This window comes from Enterobacter cloacae complex sp. IR5412, from assembly GCF_049237385.1.
GTDB classification, from domain to species: domain Bacteria; phylum Pseudomonadota; class Gammaproteobacteria; order Enterobacterales; family Enterobacteriaceae; genus Enterobacter; species Enterobacter intestinihominis.
Window position 1 is genome coordinate 90479 of sequence record NZ_JBMKHQ010000003.1, and the last position, 24772, is coordinate 115250.

Here is a 24772-nt window from a genome sequence, read left to right on the forward strand (position 1 = left end):
CGGGGGATTCCTGAAGCCGCCTCGCAGAGCTAATGTCCAGAGCGAGACGCCTGCGCAGGGCTGTTGTACACTGGCGTGAAAGATTCGTGGTTAAATCAAGGTGGAACGCGTGGAATTACTTTCTCAGTATGGGTTGTTTTTGGCCAAAATCGCTACGGTGGTTATTGCTGTCGCGGTGATTGCCGTCCTGATTGTCAACCTGACGCAGCGTAAGCGTCAGCGTGGTGAGTTACGCATTACCCGCCTGAGCGAGCAGTATAAAGAGATGCGGGAAGAGATGTCTCTGGCGCTGCTTGACGATCATCAACAGAAGCTGTGGCTAAAAGCCCAGAAGAAAAAACATAAGCAGGACGCCAAAGCCGCGAAGGCGAAAGCTAAGCTCGCCACGCCACAGGCTGACGCAAAACCGCGCGTCTATGTGCTCGATTTTAAAGGTAGCATGGATGCGCATGAAGTCTCCTCTCTGCGTGAGGAAGTGACCGCGGTGCTGGCCGTGGCGACAGCCCAGGATCAGGTGGTGGTACGCCTTGAAAGCCCGGGCGGCGTAGTGCATGGATATGGACTGGCGGCTTCGCAGTTACAACGTCTGCGGGATAAACAGATCCCGCTCACCGTGGCGGTAGATAAGGTCGCGGCGAGTGGCGGCTATATGATGGCGTGCGTGGCGGATAAAATCGTCGCAGCACCGTTCTCCATTATCGGCTCGATTGGGGTGGTTGCGCAGATCCCTAACTTCAATCGTTTCCTGAAAAATAAAGAGATCGACATCGAATTGCATACGGCGGGTCAGTACAAACGTACGCTAACGCTGCTCGGCGAAAATACCGAAGAGGGACGGCAGAAGTTCCGGGAAGATCTGAACGAAACCCACCATCTGTTCAAGGATTTCGTGCACCGCATGCGCCCAACGCTGGACATTGAGCAGGTGGCTACGGGCGAACACTGGTACGGCACGCAGGCGCAGGATAAAGGGCTGGTGGATGAAGTGGGTACCAGCGACGACCTCCTGCTCAACCTGATGGAAGGCCGTGAGCTGGTGGGGGTGCGCTTCACCCGACGTAAGCGCTTGATCGACCGTTTTACCAATAGTGCGGCAGAAAGCGCGGATCGCCTGCTGCTACGCTGGTTGCAGCGCGGACAAAAGCCGCTGCTGTAAAGAAAAACGCGAGGCAGATGCCTCGCGTTTTCGTTTTAATCGACCAGGTGGTACTTCTCTGAGAGGGTATGCGCCAGGTATTTAAACATGTTAAACACGGCGGTGCTTTTCGGGGTTGGTAACCCTTGTTCATCAAGGAAGTATTCACCGCTGAACACCAGCACGCCATTACGTTGTTCCACGCCAGTCGCTTCGATACCCGCCAGGGTGTCTTCATGGTCGCGAATGAGTTTGTTTGCTTCGATAAGCAGTGAAGCTCGGTCAATGGGTTGGGTCGTATTCTGCATATTCCACTCCTTAAACAGTGACAATAGTCTACGCCTGGGTCGCTTCGGGGGCAAATTTTCCCTGCTAATCGCGGGTATAAGGAACAGGGGCTGGCTGGCGGGATTTGCTTTTGCATGCTAATAAAGTTGCGTAACGAATTTTATCAGGTACAGTGTGCGCTTTCGTCATTCTGGCAACAGAATTGCTTGACATTCGACCGGGAATTCGTCACGAATGAACTTTGATGTGAGAAAAATACCCGAAAACTCAATGACCTGGATGTCGCCATACTGACGTTCGGTAAGACAAAGGGGTTGATATCCCCTGACGACGTCGCAATATCAATGGCTCGTCGTCAGCGGAAGGGAAATCAACGTGCGGCGTATTCCTGGAAGAATTAAATTAGGTAAAGGTGAATATGGGTAAAGCTCTCGTCATCGTTGAGTCCCCGGCAAAAGCCAAAACGATCAATAAATATCTGGGCAATGACTACGTGGTTAAGTCCAGCGTTGGTCACATTCGCGATTTGCCGACAAGTGGCTCAGCCAGCAAAAAGAGCGCAGACTCTACCTCCACCAAAGGGGCTAAAAAGCCTAAAAAGGATGAACGTAGCGCGCTTGTCAACCGCATGGGTGTTAACCCATGGCACAACTGGGATGCACAATACGAAGTGCTGCCAGGCAAAGAAAAAGTCGTTAACGAGCTGAAACAGCTTGCTGAAAAAGCAGACCACATTTATCTCGCAACCGACCTTGACCGCGAAGGGGAGGCCATCGCATGGCACCTGCGGGAAGTGATTGGGGGGGATGACAAACGCTACAGCCGTGTAGTGTTTAACGAAATTACAAAGAATGCGATTCGTCAGGCGTTTGAAAAGCCGGGTGAACTGAATATCGACCGTGTTAACGCTCAGCAGGCGCGTCGCTTTATGGACCGCGTTGTAGGCTACATGGTTTCGCCGTTGCTGTGGAAAAAGGTCGCTCGCGGCCTGTCTGCGGGACGTGTACAGTCTGTGGCTGTTCGTCTTGTTGTCGAACGTGAACGCGAGATCAAAGCGTTTGTCCCGGAAGAGTTCTGGGAAGTGGATGCGAATGTCACCACGCCGGGCGGCGATGCGCTGCCGTTGCAGGTGAGCCACCACAACGACAAACCGTTCCGTCCTGAAAATCGCGATCAGACCATGGCCGCCGTAGCGCTGCTGGAAAAAGCGCGTTATCAGGTGCTGGATCGTGAAGACAAACCGACCAGCAGCAAGCCTGGCGCACCGTTTATCACGTCAACGCTTCAGCAGGCGGCAAGTACGCGTCTGGGTTACGGCGTGAAGAAAACCATGATGATGGCCCAGCGTTTGTATGAAGCGGGTTACATCACCTACATGCGTACTGACTCCACCAACCTGAGCCAGGACGCTGTCAGCATGGTGCGTGGCTATATCGAGGACAACTTCGGTAAGAAATACCTGCCGGACAGCCCTAATCAGTACGCCAGCAAAGAGAATTCTCAGGAAGCGCACGAAGCGATCCGTCCTTCTGACGTTTCCGTTCTGGCGGAATCTCTTAAAGATATGGAAGCGGACGCCCAGAAGCTGTATCAGCTGATCTGGCGCCAGTTCGTGGCCTGCCAGATGACGCCAGCGAAATACGACTCCACTACGCTGACCGTTGGCGCGGGTGATTTCCGCCTGAAAGCGCGCGGCCGCATCCTGCGTTTCGACGGCTGGACAAAAGTGATGCCTGCGCTGCGTAAAGGTGATGAAGACAGAACGCTGCCTTCCGTCAACAAAGGCGACGAGCTGTCGCTGGTTGATCTGGTACCGGCCCAGCACTTCACCAAGCCGCCTGCGCGTTTCAGCGAAGCGTCGCTGGTAAAAGAGCTGGAAAAACGCGGCATCGGTCGCCCGTCTACCTATGCGTCAATCATTTCGACCATTCAGGATCGTGGATACGTTCGCGTTGAGAACCGTCGTTTCTATGCTGAAAAAATGGGTGAGATTGTTACCGACCGTCTGGAAGCTAACTTCCGTGAGTTGATGAACTATGACTTCACCGCGCAGATGGAGGACAGTCTCGATGAGGTTGCCAGCCATAAGGCCGAGTGGAAGAAAGTTCTCGACAGCTTCTTCAGCGATTTTACCAACCAGCTTGAGAAAGCTGAGAAAGATCCTGAAGAAGGCGGCATGCTGCCTAACCAGATGGTACTGACCAGCATCGACTGCCCAACCTGTGGCCGTAAAATGGGGATCCGTACCGCAACCACGGGCGTGTTCCTCGGCTGTTCTGGTTATGCGCTGTCGCCGAAAGAGCGTTGCAAAACCACCATCAACCTCGTGCCGGAGAACGAAGTTCTCAACGTGCTGGAAGGTGACGATGCGGAGACCAACGCACTGCGCGCCAAGCGCCGCTGTAAGAAATGCGGCACGGCGATGGACAGCTACCTGATCGATCCAAAACGTAAACTGCACGTTTGCGGTAATAACCCAACCTGCGACGGTTATGAGATCGAAGAAGGTGAGTTCCGCATTAAGGGCTATGACGGTCCGATCGTTGAGTGTGAGAAATGTGGTTCCGAAATGCACCTGAAAATGGGACGCTTCGGTAAGTACATGGCATGTACCAACGACGACTGTAAAAACACGCGTAAGATCCTGCGTAACGGTGAAGTTGCACCGCCGAAGGAAGATCCGGTTCCGCTTCCTGAGCTGCCGTGCGAGAAGTCAGATGCGTATTTCGTGCTGCGTGACGGCGCTGCCGGGGTATTCCTGGCGGCCAACACCTTCCCGAAATCGCGCGAAACCCGTGCGCCGCTGGTAGAAGAGCTGTACCGCTTCCGTGACCGTCTGCCGGAGAAACTGCGTTACCTGGCCGATGCGCCACAGCAGGATCCGGAAGGCAACAAAACCGTGGTGCGCTTTAGCCGTAAAACGAAGCAGCAGTACGTGGCGGCAGAGAAAGAGGGTAAAGCGACCGGTTGGTCAGCCTTCTTTGTCGACGGGAAATGGGTTGAAGGTAAAAAATAATCTTCACTTACCGTAACTTACCTTTGAAAGGGCCGGACTTCCGGCCCTTTTTTATTACGTTGTTATTATTTTTTGTTCCGTACTATACAGCCTGGCTATAAATGATATAGTGGTTATAGTTAACCCGTTTCTTATTATCAAATCGTATTAAGCGATTGACGCATGCGCTAAATCGGATGGTCTGGCATGAAATTACAGCAGCTTCGCTATATCGTTGAGGTCGTCAATCATAACCTCAATGTCTCTTCCACCGCAGAAGGTCTTTATACCTCGCAGCCTGGCATCAGTAAGCAGGTGCGTATGCTGGAGGATGAATTAGGTATTCAGATATTTGCCCGCAGCGGTAAGCACCTGACTCAGGTCACGCCGGCAGGGCAGGAAATCATTCGCATCGCACGAGAAGTGCTTTCCAAAGTCGATGCCATTAAATCCGTCGCCGGGGAACATACCTGGCCGGATAAAGGCTCCCTTTATATTGCCACCACGCACACGCAGGCGCGTTATGCGCTTCCCGGGGTGATCAAAGGTTTCATCGAACGCTATCCCCGCGTTTCCCTGCATATGCATCAGGGCTCACCGACGCAAATCGCAGAGGCCGTGTCTAAAGGCAATGCCGATTTTGCCATCGCGACGGAAGCTCTTCATCTGTACGATGATCTGGTCATGCTCCCGTGCTACCACTGGAACCGCTCTATTGTCGTGACCCCCGATCATCCGCTGGCGGGGAAGGGCGAAGTGACAATCGAAGAGCTGGCGCAATACCCGCTGGTTACCTATACGTTCGGATTTACGGGCCGTTCTGAGCTAGACACCGCCTTTAACCGCGCCGGATTAACGCCACGGATCGTCTTCACTGCAACGGATGCGGACGTCATTAAAACGTACGTGCGTCTGGGTCTGGGCGTAGGCGTTATTGCCAGCATGGCGGTGGATCCTGTATCAGACCCGGATCTGGTGCGTCTGGACGCGCATGATATCTTCAGCCACAGCACCACCAAGATAGGTTTTCGTCGCAGCACGTTCCTTCGCAGCTATATGTATGATTTTATTCAGCGCTTCGCACCGCATTTAACGCGTGACGTGGTCGACACGGCCGTGGCGTTACGCTCCAATGAAGACATCGAAGAGATGTTTAAAGACATCAAACTTCCTGCCAAATAATTACACCCGGTATCTTTCTCTTCTGGAAAGATACCGGTTTCCCCCTTTAAATCTAAATTAGAATTAACCTCATCTGCGCCTACTGTCATATATCGTCATAACCCATTTGATGAATAGGGTTTTACTGTCGCAAATTTGCGACAAAAGTAGAAACTAATTTACAGGTGTGCAAATTATTCTTTTCAATTATTTATTTCTGGTCAAAAGATTGAATTTTCCCAGGCTCAGATTCGTAAATTCACTGGCTTTTCGGCTAAAGTTTCTTTAGGATTTATCTCATCAGATGATTACTTGTGCCAATTGTTTGGTCTCTAAATGATAAGCGATATCGATTGTATGAGGTTAGCAATGCCGTCAGGAAGTGAAGAACCGCAAAGGGATCCCGCGCTTAAGCGTAAAGCCTGGCTGGCGGTCTTTCTCGGCTCTGCCCTGTTCTGGGTGGTTGTTGCTCTTCTCGTCTGGAAATATTGGGGTTGAATATGGTCATGACGGTGCGTACTGACGCGAGAAAAGAGATGTGTCAGCTTCGTGACAATGCTCACAAAGCGCGTAAGGCGCCAGCAACCAGCGTGCCAGCCTCCTGGCAACTGACGCCACAGCAGCAGGCCTTTATTGATGTGTTCGCAGAAGACGAACCCAAAAAACAATAATTTTGATTTTTGCGTAATGATGCAAATAGTCTGAATAAAGACTGTGCACTTTTGTACTCCTTAATAAATACACATCAGCAATATAGAACGAGGGCAGACCTCGCATCCTTAAATAATTAAAGTCTGGTGTCCCTATGATGAATAACATGACAACCGTAAAATACTGGTCATGGCTCGGCGTATTCTCAGCGTCGATCCTCTTCTGGTGTCAGCTCCTCTGGCTGGCCTTACACTAAATCGTAAAACCTCGCCACGGCGGGGTTTTTTGTTTAATCCCTCGCGTTGGACCATTCCTAAATTTATCAATTTGGGTTGTTATCAAAACGTTACGACATCTTTGTGTTATCTTTAATTACAGCCCTGATGATTGTCAGGACATCCCTGTTTTTAAGGAGGAGCTTATGTCGTTAACCCTACGCGAAGCCAGTAAGGACACATTACAGGCGGAAAATAAAACCTGGCGCTACTACAGCTTACCGCTGGCTGCCAGGACGCTTGGGGACATTTCGCGGTTACCCAAGTCGTTGAAAGTACTACTGGAAAACCTCTTGCGCTGGCAAGATGGCGACTCGGTTACCGAGGAGGATATCCAGGCTCTGGCAGGGTGGCTGAAAAATGCTCATGCAGACAAAGAAATTGCCTACCGCCCGGCCAGGGTATTGATGCAGGATTTCACCGGCGTGCCGGCGGTTGTGGACTTGGCCGCCATGCGTGAAGCTGTTAAGCGTCTCGGGGGCGATACGGCTAAGGTGAACCCGCTCTCACCGGTAGACCTCGTCATCGACCACTCCGTCACCGTCGACCACTTCGGCGACGACGATGCTTTCGGTGAAAACGTCCGTCTGGAGATGGAACGTAACCATGAACGCTATGTCTTCCTCAAATGGGGTCAGCAGGCGTTCAGCCGCTTCAGCGTTGTTCCACCAGGCACCGGCATTTGTCACCAGGTCAACCTGGAATATCTCGGCAAAGCCGTCTGGAGTGAATTGCAGGATAAAGAGTGGGTGGCTTACCCGGATACGCTGGTGGGCACCGATTCACACACGACCATGATTAACGGCCTTGGCGTTCTGGGCTGGGGCGTCGGTGGTATTGAAGCGGAAGCGGCCATGCTCGGCCAGCCGGTATCGATGCTCATTCCCGATGTGGTGGGCTTTAAGCTGACCGGTAAATTGTCCGAAGGCATTACCGCCACGGATCTGGTTCTGACGGTCACCCAGATGCTGCGTAAGCATGGCGTGGTGGGTAAATTCGTTGAATTTTATGGTGATGGTCTGGATTCACTGCCGCTGGCGGACCGGGCCACCATCGCCAACATGGCGCCGGAATATGGTGCGACCTGCGGCTTTTTCCCGATTGATAGCGTTACGCTTGAGTATATGCGCCTCAGTGGTCGCAGCGAGGAGCAGGTGGCGCTCGTAGAGGCCTACACCAAAGCGCAGGGCATGTGGCGTAACCCGGGTGACGAGCCGGTATTTACCAGCACGCTGGAATTGGATATGGGCACCGTTGAGGCAAGCCTCGCAGGGCCGAAACGACCGCAGGACCGCGTCGCCCTGAGCAACGTTCCGAAAGCCTTTGCCGCCAGCAATGAGCTGGAGGTTAACGCCGCGCAAAAAGATCACCGTCCTGTGGACTATGTTCTGAACGGGCATCAATATCAGCTCCCTGACGGCGCCGTGGTGATCGCCGCTATCACTTCCTGTACCAACACGTCCAACCCGAGTGTGTTAATGGCAGCCGGGCTGCTGGCGAAAAAAGCGGTAGAACTGGGGCTCAAGCCACAGCCGTGGGTTAAGGCGTCCCTGGCGCCTGGTTCGAAAGTGGTTTCCGATTACCTGGCGCAGGCCAGACTCACGCCGTACCTCGACGAGTTGGGCTTTAACCTGGTGGGCTACGGCTGTACGACCTGCATCGGTAACTCTGGTCCACTGCCTGAGCCTATTGAAGTGGCGATCAAGCAGGGTGATTTGACCGTTGGCGCGGTACTTTCCGGTAACCGAAACTTTGAGGGGCGTATTCATCCGCTGGTGAAAACCAACTGGCTGGCCTCGCCGCCGCTGGTTGTAGCCTATGCTCTGGCCGGAAACATGAACATTAACCTGGCGACCGATCCGATTGGTCACGATCGCAAAAATGAACCTGTCTATCTGAAAGACATCTGGCCATCATCGCGTGAAATTGCGCGCGCGGTAGAGAAAGTTTCCACCGAGATGTTCCGCAAAGAGTATGCGGAAGTGTTCGAAGGTACAGCGGAATGGAAAGCGATTGACGTGGTGGGTTCCGATACCTATGATTGGCAGGATGATTCCACCTATATTCGCCTGTCGCCCTTCTTCGATGAGATGCTGGCGGAGCCGGCACCGCTGAAAGATATTCACGGCGCGCGCATTCTGGCGATGCTGGGCGATTCCGTCACCACTGACCATATCTCACCAGCGGGGAGCATCAAAGCGGACAGTCCGGCAGGTCGGTATCTGCAAAGCCGTGGCGTGGAACGTCGCGATTTTAACTCCTACGGTTCGCGCCGCGGTAACCACGAAGTGATGATGCGCGGGACATTTGCCAACATCCGCATTCGTAATGAAATGGTCCCGGGCGTGGAAGGGGGCATGACGCGCCACCTGCCAGATACAGAGGTCATTTCAATTTATGACGCAGCCATGAAGTATCAGCAGGAGGGTACGCCACTGGCCGTTATTGCCGGTAAAGAGTACGGCTCTGGTTCCAGTCGCGATTGGGCGGCTAAAGGTCCACGTCTGCTCGGGGTTCGCGTGGTGATTGCCGAATCCTTTGAACGTATCCACCGCTCAAACCTGATCGGAATGGGGATCCTGCCGCTGGAGTTCCCGCAGGGCATAACGCGTAAAACGCTGGGTCTGACCGGGGAAGAGCAGATTGATATCAGCGGTCTGCAAAATCTGCAACCGGGTAAAACCGTTCCGGTGAAGTTAACGCGGGCAGATGGTACAACAGAAGTGCTGGATTGTCGGTGTCGTATTGATACGGCAACAGAGCTGACCTATTACCAGAACGACGGCATTTTACATTATGTGATTCGAAAGATGCTGGACTGATCAAACTCGCCCGGCACATGTGCCGGGCGTTTTGCGTTTACTCGCTCAGCAGGTGCCCCATCTTTGCAGCTTTGGTATCGAGGTAGTGCGCGTTTTTCGGATTGCGGCCAACAATCAGCGGCACGCGTTCAACGATATTGATGCCCGCTTCAGTGAGGATCTCCACTTTTTTCGGGTTATTGGTCAACAGACGCACTTCGTCCACGCCCAGCAGCTTGAACATATCTGCGCAGAGGGTGAAATCGCGCTCGTCAGCAGCAAAGCCGAGCTGATGGTTTGCTTCGACGGTATCATAGCCCTGATCCTGCAACGCGTAGGCGCGGATTTTATTCAGCAGACCGATATTGCGTCCTTCCTGGCGGTGATACAGCAGCACGCCACGTCCTTCCTCTGCGATATGAGAAAGAGCGGCTTCGAGCTGGAAACCGCAGTCACAGCGCAGGCTGAAGAGCGCGTCACCGGTCAGACACTCAGAATGAACGCGGGACAGTACCGGCGTCTGCCCCGAAATGTCACCGTATACCAGGGCGACGTGATCTTGTCCGGTTGCCAGTTCTTCAAAACCCACCATCAGGAAATCGCCCCATGGGGTTGGCAGTTTGGCTTCTGCCACACGTTTAAGCTGCATGTGATTCTCCATACCAGGCTGACACGTTTCGTGCCTTTGCCCCATTTTGCTTTCTGTATTGGACTATTTTGCCACAAGCCCGGCTACTTCACCTAATCACCACCACGCTATACGGACGTTAAACGCACGATCCGACATATCCACCAGAAGGTGGAAATTCAGTTATGATTGTGGTGCTTAGTGAAAAAGGAGAGGACATGCTTTCAATTGCCAGACGCACGGCCGCAGGCGCCGCCGTATTGCTTGTTATACCCCTGATCGTTTGGTTCTCCGGCTGGATGTGGAAGCCCGGACAAAACGAGACGTGGCTGAAAGCCTTATACTGGATAACTGAGACGGTCACCCAGCCCTGGGGGATTATAACGCACGTGCTGCTCTGTGCCTGGTTCCTGTGGTGCCTGCGCTTTCGTCTTCGCGCGGCGCTGGTATTATTTGCCATTCTCGGAGGCGCCATTCTTGTCGGGCAGGGGGTGAAGTCGTGGGTGAAAGATCGCGTGCAGGAACCCCGTCCCTTTGTTATCTGGCTGGAAAAAACGCACCATATTCCGGTAGATGAGTTCTACACTTTAAAGCGTAAGGATCGCGGGGCGTTGGTGAAAGAACAGCTTGCGGAACAGCAGGATATCCCGACATTTTTACGCAAACACTGGCAAAAAGAGACCGGCTTTGCGTTTCCTTCCGGACATACGATGTTTGCTGCCAGCTGGGCGCTACTCGGCGTGGGGCTGCTTTGGCCACGTCGACGTACCCTCACGATTGCGATTTTGCTGGTCTGGGCGACAGGCGTAATGGGCAGCCGGATGCTGCTGGGGATGCACTGGCCGCGTGATTTGGTGGTGGCTACGCTGATTTCGTGGGTACTGGTGACGCTGGCGACCTGGCTTGCACAACGTTTCTGTGGGCCTCTGACGCCACCGCAGGAAGAGAAGGAAGAAATAGCCGAAAGGGAGTCAGGCGGAACCTGAAGCTTGATATTCCGCATTTTGACCATAAATCCATGAAGGGCGCATTACTTTTTCCGTTTCGCGCCCGCCACTAAAATGGTAGCTTATAAGGCTGATTGCAGTGAGTTGAACACGCTTTATACGCTCGAACCACATAACGGGAAGTCATGTGAAATATTTACTCATTTTCTTACTGGTGTTGGCGATTTTTGTCATTTCAGTCACATTGGGCGCGCAAAACGATCAACAGGTAAGTTTCAACTATCTGCTGGCGCAGGGCGAGTACCGGGTGTCGAGCCTGCTGGCTGTGTTATTCGCAGCGGGTTTTGTCATCGGCTGGCTTGTATGTGGCCTGTTCTGGCTTAAGGTTCGTGTTTCCCTTGTTCGCGCTGAACGTAAAATTAAACGACTTGAACATCAACTTACGCCTGCGACTGACATTCCGGCGAGCTCTGGTGTGCCGGTAGTCAAGGAATAATCGAATATGCTGGAGTTGTTGTTTCTGCTTTTGCCTGTCGCCGCAGCCTATGGCTGGTATATGGGCCGCAGAAGCGCGCAACAAACAAAACAGGATGAAGCAAACCGACTCTCCCGTGACTACGTTGCGGGGGTGAACTTCCTGCTGAGCAATCAGCAGGATAAAGCGGTCGATCTGTTCCTCGACATGCTCAAAGAGGATACCGGCACCGTAGAGGCGCATCTCACCCTGGGAAACCTGTTCCGCTCGCGCGGAGAGGTTGACCGTGCCATCCGTATCCACCAGACCCTGATGGAAAGCGCATCGTTGACCTATGAGCAACGGTTGCTGGCCGTGCAGCAGTTGGGCAGAGATTACATGGCGGCGGGCCTGTACGATCGCGCAGAAGATATGTTCTCTCAGCTGGTGGATGAGACCGATTTCCGTATCGGTGCGCTTCAGCAACTTCTGCAAATCTACCAGGCAACCAGCGACTGGCAAAAAGCAATTGATACCGCCGAACGGCTGGTCAAACTCGGCAAAGATAAACAGCGCGTCGAAATTGCCCATTTTTACTGCGAGCTTGCCCTTCAGCAAATGGGTAGCGATGACATGGATAAGGCCATGGCATTGCTAAAAAAAGGCGCCGCGGCCGATCGCAACAGCGCCCGCATCTCGATAATGATGGGGCGGGTCTTTATGGCTAATGGTGATTACGCCAAAGCCGTGGAAAGCCTGCTTCGCGTTATCGATCAGGACAAAGAGCTGGTCAGCGAAACGCTGGAAATGCTGCAAACCTGCTATCAGCAGTTAGGTAAGCAGGACGAGTGGGTTGCATTCCTGCGCCGCTGTGTTGAAGAAAACACCGGTGCCACAGCCGAGCTGATGCTGTCGGATGTCGTCGAAGAGCACGAAGGGAGTGATACCGCCCAGGTATACATTACCCGTCAGTTGCAGCGCCATCCGACGATGCGCGTCTTCCACAAGCTGATGGATTATCATCTTAACGATGCAGAAGAAGGGCGCGCTAAAGAGAGCCTGATGGTGCTGCGAGACATGGTCGGTGAACAGGTGCGGAGCAAGCCGCGCTATCGCTGCCAGAAATGCGGCTTCACCGCCTATTCGCTCTACTGGCATTGCCCTTCCTGCCGGGCCTGGTCCACCATCAAGCCAATTCGTGGTCTGGACGGGCAGTGATTTTTTAAAACACCCTATTTTAGTTACAACATACTAAAGAATGCATTATTTCTTTCAGCACCGTGCGGTCTGTGGTTCAGCAGGAAAAGCATTCGATTCTGTTCATTTACCCCGAGGGCAGGTAGAATGCATGCCGTTTATCTGTTCCGCGCCGCTGCGCGCCCATAGACGAAAAGGGCTGGTCATGACGTCTGTTACTTCCTCCACTTCCCGCGTAGTTACCGATTCTCCTGTAGTTGTTGCTCTGGATTACAATAACCGTGACGCCGCACTGGCCTTTGTTGATGGTATTGATCCCCGGGATTGCCGTCTTAAAGTAGGCAAAGAGATGTTTACGCTGTTCGGTCCGCAAATCGTCCGCGATCTGCACCAGCGTGGTTTCGACGTTTTCCTCGACCTGAAATTCCACGATATTCCGAATACCACTGCCCACGCCGTTGCTGCGGCGGCTGAACTGGGTGTGTGGATGGTTAACGTTCATGCCTCCGGTGGGGCACGTATGATGACGGCTGCGCGCGAAGCGCTGGTGCCGTTTGGCAATGACGCTCCGCTTCTTATCGCCGTCACCGTGCTGACCAGTATGGATGAATCTGACCTTCGTGACCTGGGTGTGACGTTGTCACCTGCCGAACATGCGGAGCGTCTGGCGCGCCTCACGCAACAGTGTGGGCTTGATGGCGTGGTCTGTTCAGCCCAGGAGGCGGTTCGCTTCAAATCTGAGTTAGGCCGCGAATTTAAACTGGTGACGCCAGGTATCCGTCCGGCAGGCAGCGAGTCAGGGGATCAGCGACGCATCATGACGCCAGAGCAGGCGCTGAGCGCGGGGGTAGACTATATGGTAATTGGTCGCCCGGTGACGCAATCCGCTTATCCGGCAGAGACTCTGAAAGCGATTAATGCATCACTGAAAAAGGGGGCATAATGCGTGATGCCAACACTCGTCTGGTCTATTCAACAGATACCGGGCGCATTGAAGAGCCAAAAGAGAAAGCTGAACGTCCGAAAGGCGATGGAATCGTGCGTATTCAGCGCCAGACCAGTGGCAGAAAAGGGAAAGGCGTTTGCCTTGTCAGCGGCATTGATCTGGATGATGCAGAGCTGGTAAAGCTCGCCGCTGAGCTTAAAAAGAAGTGCGGATGCGGTGGGGCAGTAAAAGACGGCATAATTGAGATTCAGGGCGATAAGCGGGATTTAATTAAAACGCTGCTGGAAGCCAAAGGTATGAAAGTCAAACTGGCGGGCGGTTAAAATAAATGAGCCACGGACATTGCCGTGGCTCTTTTTTTTACGTGCGTAAGTCAGACCTGAAAATACAAAATATATTATTATACCGGTGAGAGCCGTTATGGTGATTATTTGCCCACCTGGTGACCGATAATACCACCTACGGCAGCACCACCTAATGTACCCAGCGTACTACCATCCGTTAATACTGCACCACCAAGCGCACCAGCACCGGCACCAATCGCGGTGTTACGGTCACGTTTAGACCAGTTAGAGCAAGCGCTCAGAGACATTGCTACAGTGATTGCCAGAACAGCGGCGGCTAATTTTTTGCTGGTAAAGGTCATAATACTTTCTCCTGAATTATCGATTCACGGAAAGGAATGCACTTTAAGTATAGACAATATCCATACTTAAATTCTGTTCCCGTGAAAGCTGGTCGCGCAGGCGTTACATCATCACGCAGGTGATAGTCACTTCCTGTTATATCGCTAATATTAATTTTACGTGTTTAGAACGGTTTCAACAGGTAAAAACTCTTAAAGGAAGGGTCGGAATACTCTCAGAGAAAGGTTTAAGTGCGCCCATTATTCGGGCGCAGCAGGATAATCAGGCCGTTTTTTTCACAATATCGACAGTCAGGCCGTCTTGTTCTAATTGCTGGCGATATTCATCGCGTAAACGCTCATCCGTGATCACACGGCTGAAGCGCGAAGCCGGACCCATCGTATAAGGGTGTACTGCGCCAAACTTAGAGCTATCGGTCAGCACAATCGCTTCACACTCTTTGGCGAGTACGGCGTTCACCACGTCTGAACGCATCATGTCGCGACCGGTAAAGCCGGTGTCGGGCTGCCAGCCGTCAATGCCAATGAATGCCTTACTGAAGTGAACCTGCTGAACATATTGACGCGTTAATGGCCCCACCATGCTTTCGCTTTTCTTCTGGTAAATGCCGCCCAGCAGAATGACCTCGCAGCGAGTTTCCTTCAACAGATGGGCGATATAGCTGCTTACGGTAATGATGGTAACGTCTTTTTGATCGGCAAGCGTGCGCGCCAGAAGGGCGTTACTGCTGCCATTTTCAATAAAGACGGTCTCACCGTTATTCACTAAGGATGCAGCAAACTCCGCCAGTTCCCGCTTGAGCGCAAAATTGTTCATCATGCGGGTTTCAACGTCGTCGCTGTCCAGTGGAACGGCATATCCGTGCGCACGCCGCAGGTAGCTCTGTTTTTCCAGAAGATTCAGATCCTGACGAATGGTGACTTCAGAAACGCCGGTAGCTTTAGCGAGATCGACTACGCTTACGCGTCCCTGATCGATCACCATCTGCAAAATGATTTGTTGTCGGGAATTCATAGCATCCATTTAAAAGGCAAGGGCGAAAACGACGTGGTTACACTTCCCACGGGGCTTTTGGTTGAGTGGATTCTGATGCGTTATCAGTGCCGTTCTCAGCCAGCAGTTCAGACTTGAGGATCTCAAGATTACGGATAGCAGAGTGATAATCGCCCGCGACAAGAATATCCAGCACAGTATCAATACGCTGTGCCACGGCTGTTGCATCAATGTTAGACATAAGCTCACCCTGAAGCGAAAAGTTAATATTATCAATGATGCAGAAAATTGATTCAAAAGAGAAGGTAAAAAATGCAATAACCAAAGTTCATAAATGAAAGTGACAAATTTAACCCCCGTATGCTGCGGGTTGTAGGGGTGGATTAGTCTAAAACTGCGCGCAACGCGCTTTTTTATAAGAGGAATTCGACTATGACAGTTATCAACCAGACAACCTGCACATTGTTTACTGATGCTGAACGATTCACTCAACTGGCGGCTTATTATGAGGCCGAACGGCGCACGGTGTGGATGATGTTACGTGCCACGCCACGGCCTTGCTTCAATCATGCGCTGATCGAGGAGATCATGAATCTCTCCTGGCTGGTTCGCCAGTCTGGATTTGTCGTTGATTTTTGGGTCACCGGATCGCTGGTCCCTGACATCTACAATACCGGCGGTGATTTACAATTCTTCGTTGAGTGCATCAAAAACAACCGACGCGAAGCGTTACGCGCCTATGCCCGGGCCTGTGTGGACTGCGTTCATGCCGCCTCACGAGGGTTCGATACCGGTGCTGTCACGCTGGCGATGGTGGAAGGAAGCGCGTTAGGGGGCGGGTTTGAAGCCGCGCTCGCGCACCATTTCATTCTGGCCCAGCGCGATGCCCGATTAGGCTTTCCGGAAATCGCGTTCAATCTGTTCCCGGGCATGGGCGGTTATTCACTGGTGGCGCGTCGTGCCGGCATGAAAATGGCAGAGGCGCTGATCTATAAAGGTGAGTCGCATACGGCGGAATGGTATGAACAGCACGGTCTTGTGGATCTCTTATTCGAGCCGTTACAGAGCTATGTTTCGGTACGGACGTTTATCGACACGCTACAGCCGAAGCTGAACGGCGTAAGGGCCATGCTGCGCGCGCGTACGCGTGTTCTGCCACTTCCGCGAAGCGAGTTGATGGACATTACAGAGGATTGGGTGGATGCCGCCTTCTGCCTTGAACCGAAGGATATCGCCTACATGGAGCGGCTGGTTATGCTGCAAAATCGCCATCAGGCGACGGGCTTACGCAAAGCCAGCTAACGGACATTCCTGGCCTGATAGCGCTTTAGCCATCGCTCGAATGCGGCTGCGGGCATGGGCTTAGCAAAAAGAAAACCCTGCCGTTCGTTGACGCCATTCTTCGTCAGAAAGGCGTCTTCTTTTGCACTCTCCACCCCTTCAGCAATGACCTGCAGATTCAACGCCTGTGCCACGGCGACTATCGCGCGCACCAGCGACTGTGAAATGGACTGCTTATGGATATCCCGGACGAAGGACTGGTCAAGCTTGATGGCGTCGATAGGGAAGCGCGCCAGCTGCGACAGGGAAGAGTACCCCGTACCAAAGTCATCAAGGTGAATTTGCGCCCCCAGGCGGCTAAATTGCTGGATCACTGACAGGGCCAGCTCTTCATTTTCGATGAGACAGCTTTCGGTCAATTCCACGTCAATCGGGCAGTATTCAAAATTCAGGTCTTTCAGCGCCTGCTTCAGGTCACTGAAGATGGTCTGGTCCGCCAGCTGACGGGCGGAAACGTTGACCGCGACGCGCAGGTTGATCCCTTTGTCGCGCCATTTTGCCACCTGGCGCACCACATCGAGCATAACCCAGCGGCCAAGGGGCACTATCAGCCCTGACTCTTCCGCATAGGAGATAAATTCCATCGGCGGGATCAGGCCACGCTCCGGCGACTGCCAGCGCACCAGCGCCTCCAGACTTCTGACTTCGCCGCGCCAGGTCATTTTTGGCTGGTAGTGAATTAACAGCTGATCGTTATCCAGCGCTTTACGCAGGTTGGTATCCAGCCACAGATATTCAAATACGCGCTGGTTCATCTCTGGCGAGAAGACGCAGAATTTACCCCGGCCATTTTCCTTGGCGGTGTACATGGCGGTGTCGGCATTGCGAATGACGCTTTCCCGATCGTTACCGTGCTGGGGCGCAAGCGCGATACCAAGCGAGCAGCCAGTGTAAACCTCTATCAGCCCGATGCGGAAAGGCTGCCGCAGTCGGGTCAGAATGCGCGACGCCATAGCTTCCAGTGCGCCCTGCGAGGTATCGGTGGCCATCACGATAAACTCATCCCCACCCAGGCGCGCCAGGGTTTGTCCGTCGTCCAGGCAACTCAGGATCGCCAGCGCAACGGCCTGTAGCAGCTGGTCGCCAAACATATGCCCATAGGCATCGTTCACTTTTTTAAAGTTATCCAGATCGAGATAAACCACGCCCACCTGCGTTTCACCCCGGGAGGTGATGGCGTCGGAGATCAGCTCATGAATGGCATTTCGGTTAGGCAAACCGGTAATCGTATCCGTATTGGCGAGAACGCGCAGGCGCTCCTGGGCCCGGCGCTCTTCCGTGATGTCGGTACCTGAACAGATGAGGAAAATTTCATTTTTCCCGCTGCCGCTGTGAACGAATTTATTTCTGAAGAGAAACAGGCGTTGCCCCTTGCGGGTCTTGATCCAGCGTTCGACTTCGTAGGAGCTGCCGTTACGAAAAAAACCGGTGATGTTGCGTTTTGAGGCCGCGGCTTCGCTGCGGCTCATGAACAGTTTAAACACGTTTTGCCCGATGACTTCCTGTTCCTTCAGGCCCGTATATTCTTCACTTAAACGGTTGAAGCGCTGAATATTCCCGTTCTGGTCGAGGATGACAATTACGGAGTTAGCTTCGGACACTACCTGTTCGGCGAAGGAGAGTCCCTGCGCCAGATCGCGCGCCACGGAAGGCGTGTCGTTCCATGCTGATGCCGTTCCCGCCCACTCATTTTTGTTAATTTTACGACCGACAAGATGGACGGGAACGTCCAAACCATACAAGGGAAGGGTCATGGCAATGCTGGACGTGATAACGGTGAGCTGGCGAATCAGAGCGGCCTGCTCATCGTCCAGCGCAACCACCTGAACGATTTCAGCGCTTTCACTGGCAGCAAGATGCAGAGCATTGCTGTCTGCTGTTAGTCGCCACCAGGGGCTATGCGTACCCATGTAACGAAACAGCAAATTCTGCTCCAGATCGTCCATCCCGTTTTCTCCCGCGGCTGCTGAGTAGCGCACAAATTATTCATTTGCAGTCGACTATGACGGCTCTTTTTACTGTAGATAATTCTGGCGAAATGTGGCGGTGGGAAACAGAAAAGTGTGAGAAAAAACGATGATTTTGCGAGAGATAATACTGGGGAGAACTCCCGGCCATCCCTGAACGGAACGGCTGGGAGTCTACGCGGTTATCAGGCGACAGGGCGCGCGATAATGCTGCGGGTTTCCATGCGGACTTCAGCGATGTTTACATCAATCACGTCAGTGACTTTGTAAACCGTTTCGCCTTTAATTTGCACGGTCCCGTTTTCCTGGCTACAAACCAGTTCGTCGCGAACGGCATGCAGGAACGGGGCAGGAATAAAGGCAACGGCGCCATTATCCACCAGACGCACGCGCATACCGCCGCGGCTGATGTCAATGATTTCAGCCGGGAAACGGGTGTCAGTCCCTGCCTTATCATTCAGGAAACGCGCGTACAACCAGTCGCCGACATCACGCTCCGCCATACGGTTCAGACGGCGACGCTCTGCCATCTGCAACGTAGTCTCATCCTGTGGCCGGGCAACAGATTCCCCTTTGATGATCGCTTTCAGCAGACGATGGTTAACCATGTCGCCGTACTTACGGATCGGGGAGGTCCAGGTGGCGTACGCCTCAAGACCGAGACCGAAGTGCGGGCCTGGCTCCGTGCTGATTTCCGCAAAGGACTGGAAGCGGCGAATGCGGCTGTCAAGGAAACCTGACGGCTGTGCGTCCAGCTCGCGGCGCAGCTTGCAGAAGCCTGGCAGGGTCAGCACCTCTTCCGGATCGACGTGGACGTCATGGGTTTTGAGCAGGGCGGCCAGCGCTTCGGTGTTAGCCGGGTCAAAGCCGGTGTGCACGTTGTAAATGCCAAAGCCTAACTTGTCGCGCAGCACGCGTGCGGCGCAAATGTTGGCGGAGATCATCGCTTCTTCAACGATACGGTTGGCAATACGGCGTGGCTCGGCGACGATGTTGAGCACTTCGCCTTTTTCCCCCAGCACAAAGCGGTAGTCCGGGCGGTCCTTAAATACCAGCGCGTGGGTCTGGCGCCACTCACTGCGGCTCTGGCAGACGCGATGCAGCAGACGAATTTGCGCAGCGATATTATCGGATTCAGGCTTCCAGCTGCCGGTATTTTCCAGCCAGTCGGACACGTTGTCATAAGCCAGTTTAGCTTTGGATTCGATGGTGGCGGCGAAGAATTCGATATCTTCTTCAATGGTACCGTCAGCCGCGATGGTCATGCGGCAGGCCAGTACCGGACGCACTTCATGGGGACGCAGGGAGCAGAGATCGTCGGAAAGCTCGCGCGGCAGCATCGGGATGTTGAAGCCCGGCAGGTAGTTGGTGAACGAACGCACTTTGGCCATTTCGTCCAGCTTGCTGCCTTCGACAATCCATGCGGTAGGGTCGGCGATGGCGACGGTCAGATGCATTTTGCCATCCGCTGCCTCTTCGGCATACAGCGCATCGTCCATATCCTCGGTGCTGGCGCTGTCGATGGTGACAAAGTCCAGCGCTGTCAGATCGCGACGCTCAAGACCTTCGTCCTGCATTTTGGTCGCGACGCCATCCGGCGCTTCTTTTTCGAGGTTGTGGCGCGCCAGCGTCACCCACCATGGGACGAAATGGTCGTCGCCAAAGGTGATGAACTGGGTCAGCTCGGCGTAGAAACCGCGATCGCCTTTTAAAGGATGACGTCGCATTTCGGCAACCGCCCAGTCACCCTCGACAAAGTCATGCTCAACGCCACGCGCAGCGCGGCAAGGGATGGCATCTTTCAGGAGAGGATGATCCGGTACGATAGAAAGACGATCGTCTTTTTTATGCACTTTCCCGACAAAGCGGGTCAGGAAAGGTTCGATCAGTGCTTCCGGCTCGGCAGACTCTCGTTCCTTTTCGGTATGAATAACGGCCGAAATGCGGTCGCCATGCATCACTTTCTTCATCTGAGGAGGCGGAATGAAGTAGCTCTTCTGTCCGTCAACTTCAAGAAAGCCAAAGCCCTTTTCCGTGGCTTTTACGACCCCTTCTGCACGGGGCGTCTGGGAATGTAGTTGCTGTTTAAGCTGCGCTAGCAGCGGGTTGTCCTGAAACATAATGTTCTATTTTCGTAGCCATTGAGCGGCTGACAGTTTTACGCGATTCTCACTGCTACAGCAAGCGCTCTTTAGGTAAAGCGTGTGGTTATTCCTCTTTGCCAAGCGCCACGCGAAGACGGTCTAGCCAGCCATTAAAAGCGCCGTGGGTTAACAGGTTAATTGCCTTGCCCGGTGGGATACCGGCCTCCGTGAGAGGCGTTAACTGGGCGGCGCTAAAACGATCGGGAGACGTAAGCAGCAGCGTATAAGCGGCTGAGAGTGATGCAGATGGTTGGGCTTCGCTTTGTGGGTGGTTAACCAGTATCTCGCCCGTCAGATTCAGCAGCATCGGCTCATGGCAGAGAACCGGCGTGAGCGCTGAAAGCGCAGGTTCGGCCTGCCAGCGTGAGAGCGCCTCAAGTTGAACCGCACTGGCATATTTTAGTTCGACTACGGGCTGGGTGGCTGTCCATCGGGTAAAGCTCAGCGGTAGTGTATGGGGCTGAATGTGGTGTCCCGGTAGCCAGCGTACCGGATGGCCAAGCAGCGCCTGAAACACTGCAACCGCCCGCGCCTGAAAACCAGTAAAGCCGATGATCTGGTTGATAAGCACAATGTCATACGTTGTTAGTCCCACCTCATCAAGCTGGGTTTGCGCTTTATCGTCAATGACGTCCGGAGAGCTCGCCAGCTGGCGGGCATACTGAGTGATTTCTGCAAGGCGTCGATTGCTTTCCCGGGAAGAGTCGGGGCCCGGAAGGGGGGCGAGGAGCGCCGCGTAGTGGTTACAGAGCCGCTGGACGCCACACGCCTGGGAAACCGTCAACGCCGTGCTCAGTCTGTCGTAGGCGCTAAGCGTGTGCAGACGGTTTATGGGAGTATCGAGCGGGAATAAGAGGCGGCACAAGGTTCGGGCTGGCGTAAGCCACCCACAACAGCTTGCGGCAATGTCGTCAGGCAGGGCTAAATCGAGCAAAAAACGATCGTCGACGTTAGCGGCTTCAGGCACCAGCGGCAGAACGTCCGTCTGCGAATGATTCGACTGGGTTTCGTGATACCAGTGGCCTTTGCCGGAAAAACGGCGTTGTTCCATGGGCGTTCCTTGATCTCAAAATGGCGATCAATATCCTGGCGTAAGGCGGATGAGGGGAAAAATATTGTTAGGTGATAACAAATAGCAGAACGGAATAACGAAGTGCGGGGAGGGGAGAAAACTCTCTTCCCAGGCGGGAAGAGAGTAACAGACTTATTTGATTTCCAGCTCGTTCATGGCAGCGATGTTGAAGCCGCCGTCCACGTGAACCACTTCGCCGGAGATACCTGCGGAAAGGTCAGAGCACAGGAATGCCGCAGAGTTACCCACATCTTCGATGGTAACGGTACGACGAATCGGGGTAACCGCTTCGCAATGTGCCAGCATTTTACGGAAATCTTTGATCCCGGAAGCGGCCAGAGTACGGATTGGACCCGCAGAAATTGCGTTAACACGCACGCCTTCAGGACCCATTGCGTTCGCCATATAGCGCACGTTGGCTTCCAGAGACGCTTTCGCCAGACCCATAACGTTGTAGTTAGGGATAGCGCGTTCTGCGCCCAGGTAGGACAGGGTCAGCAGGGCTGCGCCCGGGTTCAGCATCGCGCGGCAGGATTTTGCCATCGCAACGAAGCTGTAGGAGCTGATGTCATGGGCGATTTTGAAGCCATCACGGGTAACCGCGTTCACGTAGTCGCCGTCCAGCTGATCGCCCGGAGCGAAGCCGATGGAGTGAACGAAACCGTCGAATTTCGGCCATGCTTTAGCCAGTTCAGCAAACATGCCATCAATGCTTTCGTCTTGTGCAACGTCACATTCCAGAACAATGCTGGAACCCAGCTGCGCGGCAAATTCTTCAACACGGCCTTTCAGCTTGTCGTTCTGGTAGGTGAACGCCAGCTCAGCGCCTTCGCGATGCATAGCCTGTGCGATGCCGTATGCGATGGACAGTTTGCTGGCAACGCCAGTTACCAGAATGCGCTTACCGGAAAGAAAACCCATAGCTTTAATCCTTATATTCATTGCTTATTTTGCCTTGTAATTCATAGCGTTACAGGCAGTATTTCAAAATCATTCGAAATTAGCTCGAAATTATAGCCCACTCACAGCCCCTTGTGTCACGATATTTCTCGCTCACGTGCCGTGACTGGGCGCACGAAAGACGTTGAACTGACTCTTTATCAGGCTATTTCGTGTGTATTCCAGCAGTATATCACCAGGTGCTGGGTTCGCCTCATCCAACCAGAGGTTGGCCAGAAGCTTCACGCTAAGACGGCCGGATATTAATTCGCTGGCGAGGGGATTCGGGCAATAACCTTAATTTCAAAATCAAATCCGGCCAGCCAGTTAACGCCGATAGCCGTCCAGTTTGGGTAAGGTGGCTGTGGAAACAGCAGTTTCTTCACCTCCATGATGACGGGGAACTGGTTTTCTGGATCGGTATGAAACGTCGTGACATCAATCAGATCGTCAAAAGTGCATCCTGCGGCGGCCAAAGTCGCCTGTAAATTATCGAATGCCAACTGCACCTGAGCGGCGAAATCAGGCTCAGGCGTGCCATCGCTGCGGCTGCCGACCTGACCGGAAACAAATAACAGATCGCCAGAGCGAATAGCAGCCGAATAGCCATGCTCCTCATAAAGGGCATGTCGATTGGCAGGGAAGACAGGATTACGTGGATGCATGGCATTTCCTTTTCTGTCAGAGGCGTTGTTGTGGTTACTTAAGAGAAGTAACATACGCAATGTATGTGAAAAATGTAATTCACATACGCCGCGTATGTCAAATTAAAAATATCGCTTTTATAGGAAGTTCTATGGCTACAAAACGTCGTGCTGAAACAGCTCAGGAAAATCGCGAAAAATTGATTCATGCGGCGCGAAAGGCGTTTGCTGAGAAAGGCTTTGCTGCAGCGTCGATGGATGAACTGACGGCAAGCGTGGGGTTAACGCGCGGTGCGCTGTATCATAATTTCAGGGATAAGAAAGGGTTACTGGCGGCGGTGGTCGCGCAGATAGACAGCGAAATGGCGGGCAACGCGAAAGCCGTTGCCGCGGCCACAGACGATGATTGGGAAAGACTGCTGGCGGAAGGTATCGCCTACATCAACATGGCGCTCGTTCCGGAAGTTCAGCGTATCGTGCTTCTTGACGGTCCGGCCGTTCTGGGCGATCCGGCGCAATGGCCCAGCCAGAACAGCTGTCTTGAGTCGACCCGTCAGACCATCGAAAAATTAATCGAACGCAACGTGCTTAAAAAAATGGATGCGAAAGTCGCAGCCCATCTGTTGAACGGCGTTGCGCTGAATGCTGCCTTGATGATTGCCGCGAGTGATGAGCCGCAGAAGACGCTGCCGCATGCCATCGAGGTGTTTACTCTGCTGGCAAGCGGGTTACGCAACGGCTAACGATCTTTCCGCCACGCATCGGCCGTCAATGCTTCACCAAAGTGTCCGGCAATCAGGCGTTTTGTCAGGTCGTGGAGCGGGGAGGCCAGCACGTCAGCGGTACTGCCGCGCTCAACGACTTCACCCTGGTGCATCACCAGCACCTGATCGCTGATGTGCTTCATCATGCCCAGGTGCTGAGTCACGTAGATATACGATATCCCCTGCTTTTCCTGTAGCTCCAGCATCAGGTTGATGAGTTGCGAACGCATCGACATGTCCAGCGACGCCAGCGCTTCGTCGGCGATAATGACCTTCGGGCGCAGGATCAGCGCGCGGGCCAGTCCGAGACGCTGTTTTTGGCCCGGGGCCAGCATGTGGGGGTAATAGCTGACATGGTCGGGCAGGAGACCTACCAGACGCAGGGTTTCGACAATCCGTTTGCGACGCGCTTCCGGCTCCAGGTCGGTATTCAACCGCAGCGGGAAATCCAGGATCTGCGAAATACGCTGGCGCGGGTTGAGGGACGTTGACGGATCCTGAAAAATCATCCGAATGCGCTGGCTGCGGAAAGAGTAGTCACCAAATTCCAGAGGATGATCGTCAATCAGTATTTCACCGCCGCTTGGCTCAACCATACCCGCGAGCATTTTTGCCAGGGTCGATTTACCCGAGCCGTTTTCACCGATAATCGCCAGCGTCTGCTTTTCGCGCAGCGTAAAGCTCAGCGGTTTAACCGCCTCGACGGTCTGACGGTGAAACAGGCCGGTGCGATAGCGAAAGGTCTTACTCAGGTTACGCACTTCCAGTAAGGTTTCGACCATT

General features: G+C 53.5%; 25 protein-coding genes. 14 read left to right on the forward strand and 11 right to left on the reverse strand.

Annotated elements, in window-relative coordinates; all coding sequences use genetic code 11:
- The first annotated feature begins 109 nt into the window (after nucleotides 1–109).
- On the forward strand, nucleotides 110–1156 hold the full coding sequence (gene sohB, locus ACOTX2_RS06750; RefSeq protein ID WP_058646438.1) for a protease SohB: 1047 nt from the start codon (nucleotides 110–112) through the stop codon (nucleotides 1154–1156).
- 35 nt (nucleotides 1157–1191) lie between these two features.
- On the opposite strand, the gene ACOTX2_RS06755 is transcribed toward sohB, so the two are convergent.
- Entirely contained in the window at nucleotides 1192–1443 is a 252-nt protein-coding gene (locus ACOTX2_RS06755; protein ID WP_003856804.1) for a YciN family protein, read from the reverse strand.
- Nucleotides 1444–1841: 398 nt separating this feature from the next.
- On the opposite strand from ACOTX2_RS06755, the gene topA reads away from it, so the two are divergent.
- From topA to acnA, 6 genes are all read left to right on the forward strand, one after another.
- A complete protein-coding gene (topA, locus tag ACOTX2_RS06760; RefSeq protein WP_022648322.1) occupies nucleotides 1842–4439 on the forward strand; it encodes a type I DNA topoisomerase in 2598 nt (865 codons plus the stop codon).
- 186 nt (nucleotides 4440–4625) lie between these two features.
- The gene (cysB, locus tag ACOTX2_RS06765) at nucleotides 4626–5600 is read left to right on the forward strand and encodes an HTH-type transcriptional regulator CysB (protein ID WP_006810844.1); all 975 of its coding nucleotides are present in this window, start codon (nucleotides 4626–4628) and stop codon (nucleotides 5598–5600) included.
- Between the two features lie 336 nt (nucleotides 5601–5936).
- Nucleotides 5937–6077 carry a YmiA family putative membrane protein gene (locus ACOTX2_RS06770; protein WP_096168876.1) on the forward strand — a complete coding sequence of 47 codons (141 nt, stop codon included), beginning with the start codon at nucleotides 5937–5939 and terminating at the stop codon, nucleotides 6075–6077.
- A gap of 8 nt (nucleotides 6078–6085) precedes the next feature.
- Nucleotides 6086–6250 carry a hypothetical protein gene (locus ACOTX2_RS06775; RefSeq protein ID WP_162181317.1) on the forward strand — a complete coding sequence of 55 codons (165 nt, stop codon included), beginning with the start codon at nucleotides 6086–6088 and terminating at the stop codon, nucleotides 6248–6250.
- A 137-nt stretch (nucleotides 6251–6387) separates the two neighbouring features.
- A complete protein-coding gene (ymiC, locus tag ACOTX2_RS06780) occupies nucleotides 6388–6486 on the forward strand; it encodes a small membrane protein YmiC (protein WP_032103392.1) in 99 nt (32 codons plus the stop codon).
- Nucleotides 6487–6651: 165 nt separating this feature from the next.
- Nucleotides 6652–9327, forward strand: coding sequence for an aconitate hydratase AcnA (gene acnA / locus ACOTX2_RS06785; protein ID WP_023306390.1), 2676 nt, complete (start codon nucleotides 6652–6654; stop codon nucleotides 9325–9327).
- 37 nt (nucleotides 9328–9364) lie between these two features.
- Here acnA and ribA read toward each other — a convergent pair whose 3' ends face one another.
- Nucleotides 9365–9955, reverse strand: a complete 591-nt coding sequence (ribA, locus tag ACOTX2_RS06790; RefSeq protein WP_013096372.1) for a GTP cyclohydrolase II — start codon at nucleotides 9953–9955, stop codon at nucleotides 9365–9367.
- A gap of 197 nt (nucleotides 9956–10152) precedes the next feature.
- Here ribA and pgpB point away from each other — a divergent pair, with 197 nt between their 5' ends.
- The 5 genes from pgpB to yciH all read left to right on the forward strand — a co-directional run bounded on the left by pgpB (nucleotide 10153) and on the right by yciH (nucleotide 13801).
- Entirely contained in the window at nucleotides 10153–10920 is a 768-nt protein-coding gene (gene pgpB / locus ACOTX2_RS06795; protein ID WP_032622464.1) for a phosphatidylglycerophosphatase B, read from the forward strand.
- 148 nt (nucleotides 10921–11068) lie between these two features.
- Nucleotides 11069–11377, forward strand: coding sequence for a LapA family protein (locus tag ACOTX2_RS06800; RefSeq protein ID WP_006810839.1), 309 nt, complete (start codon nucleotides 11069–11071; stop codon nucleotides 11375–11377).
- Between the two features lie 6 nt (nucleotides 11378–11383).
- The gene (gene lapB / locus ACOTX2_RS06805) at nucleotides 11384–12553 is read left to right on the forward strand and encodes a lipopolysaccharide assembly protein LapB (RefSeq protein ID WP_003856819.1); all 1170 of its coding nucleotides are present in this window, start codon (nucleotides 11384–11386) and stop codon (nucleotides 12551–12553) included.
- 184 nt (nucleotides 12554–12737) lie between these two features.
- Nucleotides 12738–13475, forward strand: a complete 738-nt coding sequence (gene pyrF, locus ACOTX2_RS06810; RefSeq protein WP_032624129.1) for an orotidine-5'-phosphate decarboxylase — start codon at nucleotides 12738–12740, stop codon at nucleotides 13473–13475.
- Nucleotides 13475–13801 carry a stress response translation initiation inhibitor YciH gene (gene yciH / locus ACOTX2_RS06815; protein WP_063147223.1) on the forward strand — a complete coding sequence of 109 codons (327 nt, stop codon included), beginning with the start codon at nucleotides 13475–13477 and terminating at the stop codon, nucleotides 13799–13801. Before pyrF ends, yciH begins: the two co-directional genes overlap by 1 nt.
- Before the next feature lie 104 nt (nucleotides 13802–13905).
- On the opposite strand, the gene osmB is transcribed toward yciH, so the two are convergent.
- From osmB to ACOTX2_RS06830, 3 genes are all read right to left on the reverse strand, one after another.
- A complete protein-coding gene (gene osmB, locus ACOTX2_RS06820; RefSeq protein WP_003856823.1) occupies nucleotides 13906–14124 on the reverse strand; it encodes an osmotically-inducible lipoprotein OsmB in 219 nt (72 codons plus the stop codon).
- A gap of 262 nt (nucleotides 14125–14386) precedes the next feature.
- On the reverse strand, nucleotides 14387–15139 hold the full coding sequence (locus ACOTX2_RS06825; RefSeq protein ID WP_022648316.1) for a DNA-binding transcriptional regulator YciT: 753 nt from the start codon (nucleotides 15137–15139) through the stop codon (nucleotides 14387–14389).
- A 37-nt stretch (nucleotides 15140–15176) separates the two neighbouring features.
- The gene (locus tag ACOTX2_RS06830; protein WP_022648315.1) at nucleotides 15177–15359 is read right to left on the reverse strand and encodes a hypothetical protein; all 183 of its coding nucleotides are present in this window, start codon (nucleotides 15357–15359) and stop codon (nucleotides 15177–15179) included.
- A gap of 191 nt (nucleotides 15360–15550) precedes the next feature.
- On the opposite strand from ACOTX2_RS06830, the gene ACOTX2_RS06835 reads away from it, so the two are divergent.
- Complete coding sequence (locus ACOTX2_RS06835; protein ID WP_047051533.1) at nucleotides 15551–16420, forward strand: crotonase/enoyl-CoA hydratase family protein; 870 nt, start codon at nucleotides 15551–15553, stop codon at nucleotides 16418–16420.
- On the opposite strand, the gene pdeR is transcribed toward ACOTX2_RS06835, so the two are convergent.
- The 5 genes from pdeR to ACOTX2_RS06860 all read right to left on the reverse strand — a co-directional run bounded on the left by pdeR (nucleotide 16417) and on the right by ACOTX2_RS06860 (nucleotide 23246).
- The gene (gene pdeR / locus ACOTX2_RS06840) at nucleotides 16417–18405 is read right to left on the reverse strand and encodes a cyclic di-GMP phosphodiesterase (RefSeq protein WP_063147225.1); all 1989 of its coding nucleotides are present in this window, start codon (nucleotides 18403–18405) and stop codon (nucleotides 16417–16419) included. The genes ACOTX2_RS06835 and pdeR overlap by 4 nt on opposite strands.
- Nucleotides 18406–18611: 206 nt before the next feature.
- Nucleotides 18612–20546 (reverse strand): exoribonuclease II, encoded by a 1935-nt coding sequence (locus tag ACOTX2_RS06845; protein WP_023300251.1) that lies wholly within the window; start codon nucleotides 20544–20546, stop codon nucleotides 18612–18614.
- An 88-nt stretch (nucleotides 20547–20634) separates the two neighbouring features.
- The gene (locus tag ACOTX2_RS06850) at nucleotides 20635–21621 is read right to left on the reverse strand and encodes an oxidoreductase (RefSeq protein ID WP_100148808.1); all 987 of its coding nucleotides are present in this window, start codon (nucleotides 21619–21621) and stop codon (nucleotides 20635–20637) included.
- 153 nt (nucleotides 21622–21774) lie between these two features.
- Complete coding sequence (gene fabI, locus ACOTX2_RS06855; RefSeq protein WP_003856831.1) at nucleotides 21775–22563, reverse strand: enoyl-ACP reductase FabI; 789 nt, start codon at nucleotides 22561–22563, stop codon at nucleotides 21775–21777.
- Nucleotides 22564–22844: 281 nt separating this feature from the next.
- Nucleotides 22845–23246 carry a RidA family protein gene (locus tag ACOTX2_RS06860; protein WP_063147229.1) on the reverse strand — a complete coding sequence of 134 codons (402 nt, stop codon included), beginning with the start codon at nucleotides 23244–23246 and terminating at the stop codon, nucleotides 22845–22847.
- A 131-nt stretch (nucleotides 23247–23377) separates the two neighbouring features.
- Between ACOTX2_RS06860 and ACOTX2_RS06865 the strand changes: the two genes are divergently transcribed.
- Entirely contained in the window at nucleotides 23378–23968 is a 591-nt protein-coding gene (locus tag ACOTX2_RS06865) for a TetR/AcrR family transcriptional regulator (RefSeq protein WP_022648309.1), read from the forward strand.
- Here ACOTX2_RS06865 and sapF read toward each other — a convergent pair.
- Nucleotides 23965–24771 carry a putrescine export ABC transporter ATP-binding protein SapF gene (sapF, locus tag ACOTX2_RS06870; protein WP_003856838.1) on the reverse strand — a complete coding sequence of 269 codons (807 nt, stop codon included), beginning with the start codon at nucleotides 24769–24771 and terminating at the stop codon, nucleotides 23965–23967. The genes ACOTX2_RS06865 and sapF overlap by 4 nt on opposite strands.
- Nucleotide 24772: the final 1 nt, after the last annotated feature.

Excerpts from the sequence above, each read along its gene's own strand:
- ACOTX2_RS06755 (WP_003856804.1), bottom strand. The coding sequence starts at position 1,443 with ATGCAGAATACGACCCAACCCATTGACCGAGCTTCACTGCTTATCGAA.
- topA (WP_022648322.1), top strand. The coding sequence starts at position 1,842 with ATGGGTAAAGCTCTCGTCATCGTTGAGTCCCCGGCAAAAGCCAAAACG.
- cysB (WP_006810844.1), top strand. The coding sequence starts at position 4,626 with ATGAAATTACAGCAGCTTCGCTATATCGTTGAGGTCGTCAATCATAAC.
- ACOTX2_RS06770 (WP_096168876.1), top strand. The coding sequence starts at position 5,937 with ATGAGGTTAGCAATGCCGTCAGGAAGTGAAGAACCGCAAAGGGATCCC.
- ACOTX2_RS06775 (WP_162181317.1), top strand. The coding sequence starts at position 6,086 with ATGACGGTGCGTACTGACGCGAGAAAAGAGATGTGTCAGCTTCGTGAC.
- ymiC (WP_032103392.1), top strand. The coding sequence starts at position 6,388 with ATGAATAACATGACAACCGTAAAATACTGGTCATGGCTCGGCGTATTC.
- acnA (WP_023306390.1), top strand. The coding sequence starts at position 6,652 with ATGTCGTTAACCCTACGCGAAGCCAGTAAGGACACATTACAGGCGGAA.
- ribA (WP_013096372.1), bottom strand. The coding sequence starts at position 9,955 with ATGCAGCTTAAACGTGTGGCAGAAGCCAAACTGCCAACCCCATGGGGC.
- pgpB (WP_032622464.1), top strand. The coding sequence starts at position 10,153 with ATGCTTTCAATTGCCAGACGCACGGCCGCAGGCGCCGCCGTATTGCTT.
- lapB (WP_003856819.1), top strand. The coding sequence starts at position 11,384 with ATGCTGGAGTTGTTGTTTCTGCTTTTGCCTGTCGCCGCAGCCTATGGC.
- pyrF (WP_032624129.1), top strand. The coding sequence starts at position 12,738 with ATGACGTCTGTTACTTCCTCCACTTCCCGCGTAGTTACCGATTCTCCT.
- yciH (WP_063147223.1), top strand. The coding sequence starts at position 13,475 with ATGCGTGATGCCAACACTCGTCTGGTCTATTCAACAGATACCGGGCGC.
- osmB (WP_003856823.1), bottom strand. The coding sequence starts at position 14,124 with ATGACCTTTACCAGCAAAAAATTAGCCGCCGCTGTTCTGGCAATCACT.
- ACOTX2_RS06825 (WP_022648316.1), bottom strand. The coding sequence starts at position 15,139 with ATGAATTCCCGACAACAAATCATTTTGCAGATGGTGATCGATCAGGGA.
- ACOTX2_RS06830 (WP_022648315.1), bottom strand. The coding sequence starts at position 15,359 with ATGTCTAACATTGATGCAACAGCCGTGGCACAGCGTATTGATACTGTG.
- ACOTX2_RS06835 (WP_047051533.1), top strand. The coding sequence starts at position 15,551 with ATGACAGTTATCAACCAGACAACCTGCACATTGTTTACTGATGCTGAA.
- pdeR (WP_063147225.1), bottom strand. The coding sequence starts at position 18,405 with ATGGACGATCTGGAGCAGAATTTGCTGTTTCGTTACATGGGTACGCAT.
- ACOTX2_RS06845 (WP_023300251.1), bottom strand. The coding sequence starts at position 20,546 with ATGTTTCAGGACAACCCGCTGCTAGCGCAGCTTAAACAGCAACTACAT.
- ACOTX2_RS06850 (WP_100148808.1), bottom strand. The coding sequence starts at position 21,621 with ATGGAACAACGCCGTTTTTCCGGCAAAGGCCACTGGTATCACGAAACC.
- fabI (WP_003856831.1), bottom strand. The coding sequence starts at position 22,563 with ATGGGTTTTCTTTCCGGTAAGCGCATTCTGGTAACTGGCGTTGCCAGC.
- ACOTX2_RS06860 (WP_063147229.1), bottom strand. The coding sequence starts at position 23,246 with ATGCATCCACGTAATCCTGTCTTCCCTGCCAATCGACATGCCCTTTAT.
- ACOTX2_RS06865 (WP_022648309.1), top strand. The coding sequence starts at position 23,378 with ATGGCTACAAAACGTCGTGCTGAAACAGCTCAGGAAAATCGCGAAAAA.
- sapF (WP_003856838.1), bottom strand. The coding sequence starts at position 24,771 with ATGGTCGAAACCTTACTGGAAGTGCGTAACCTGAGTAAGACCTTTCGC.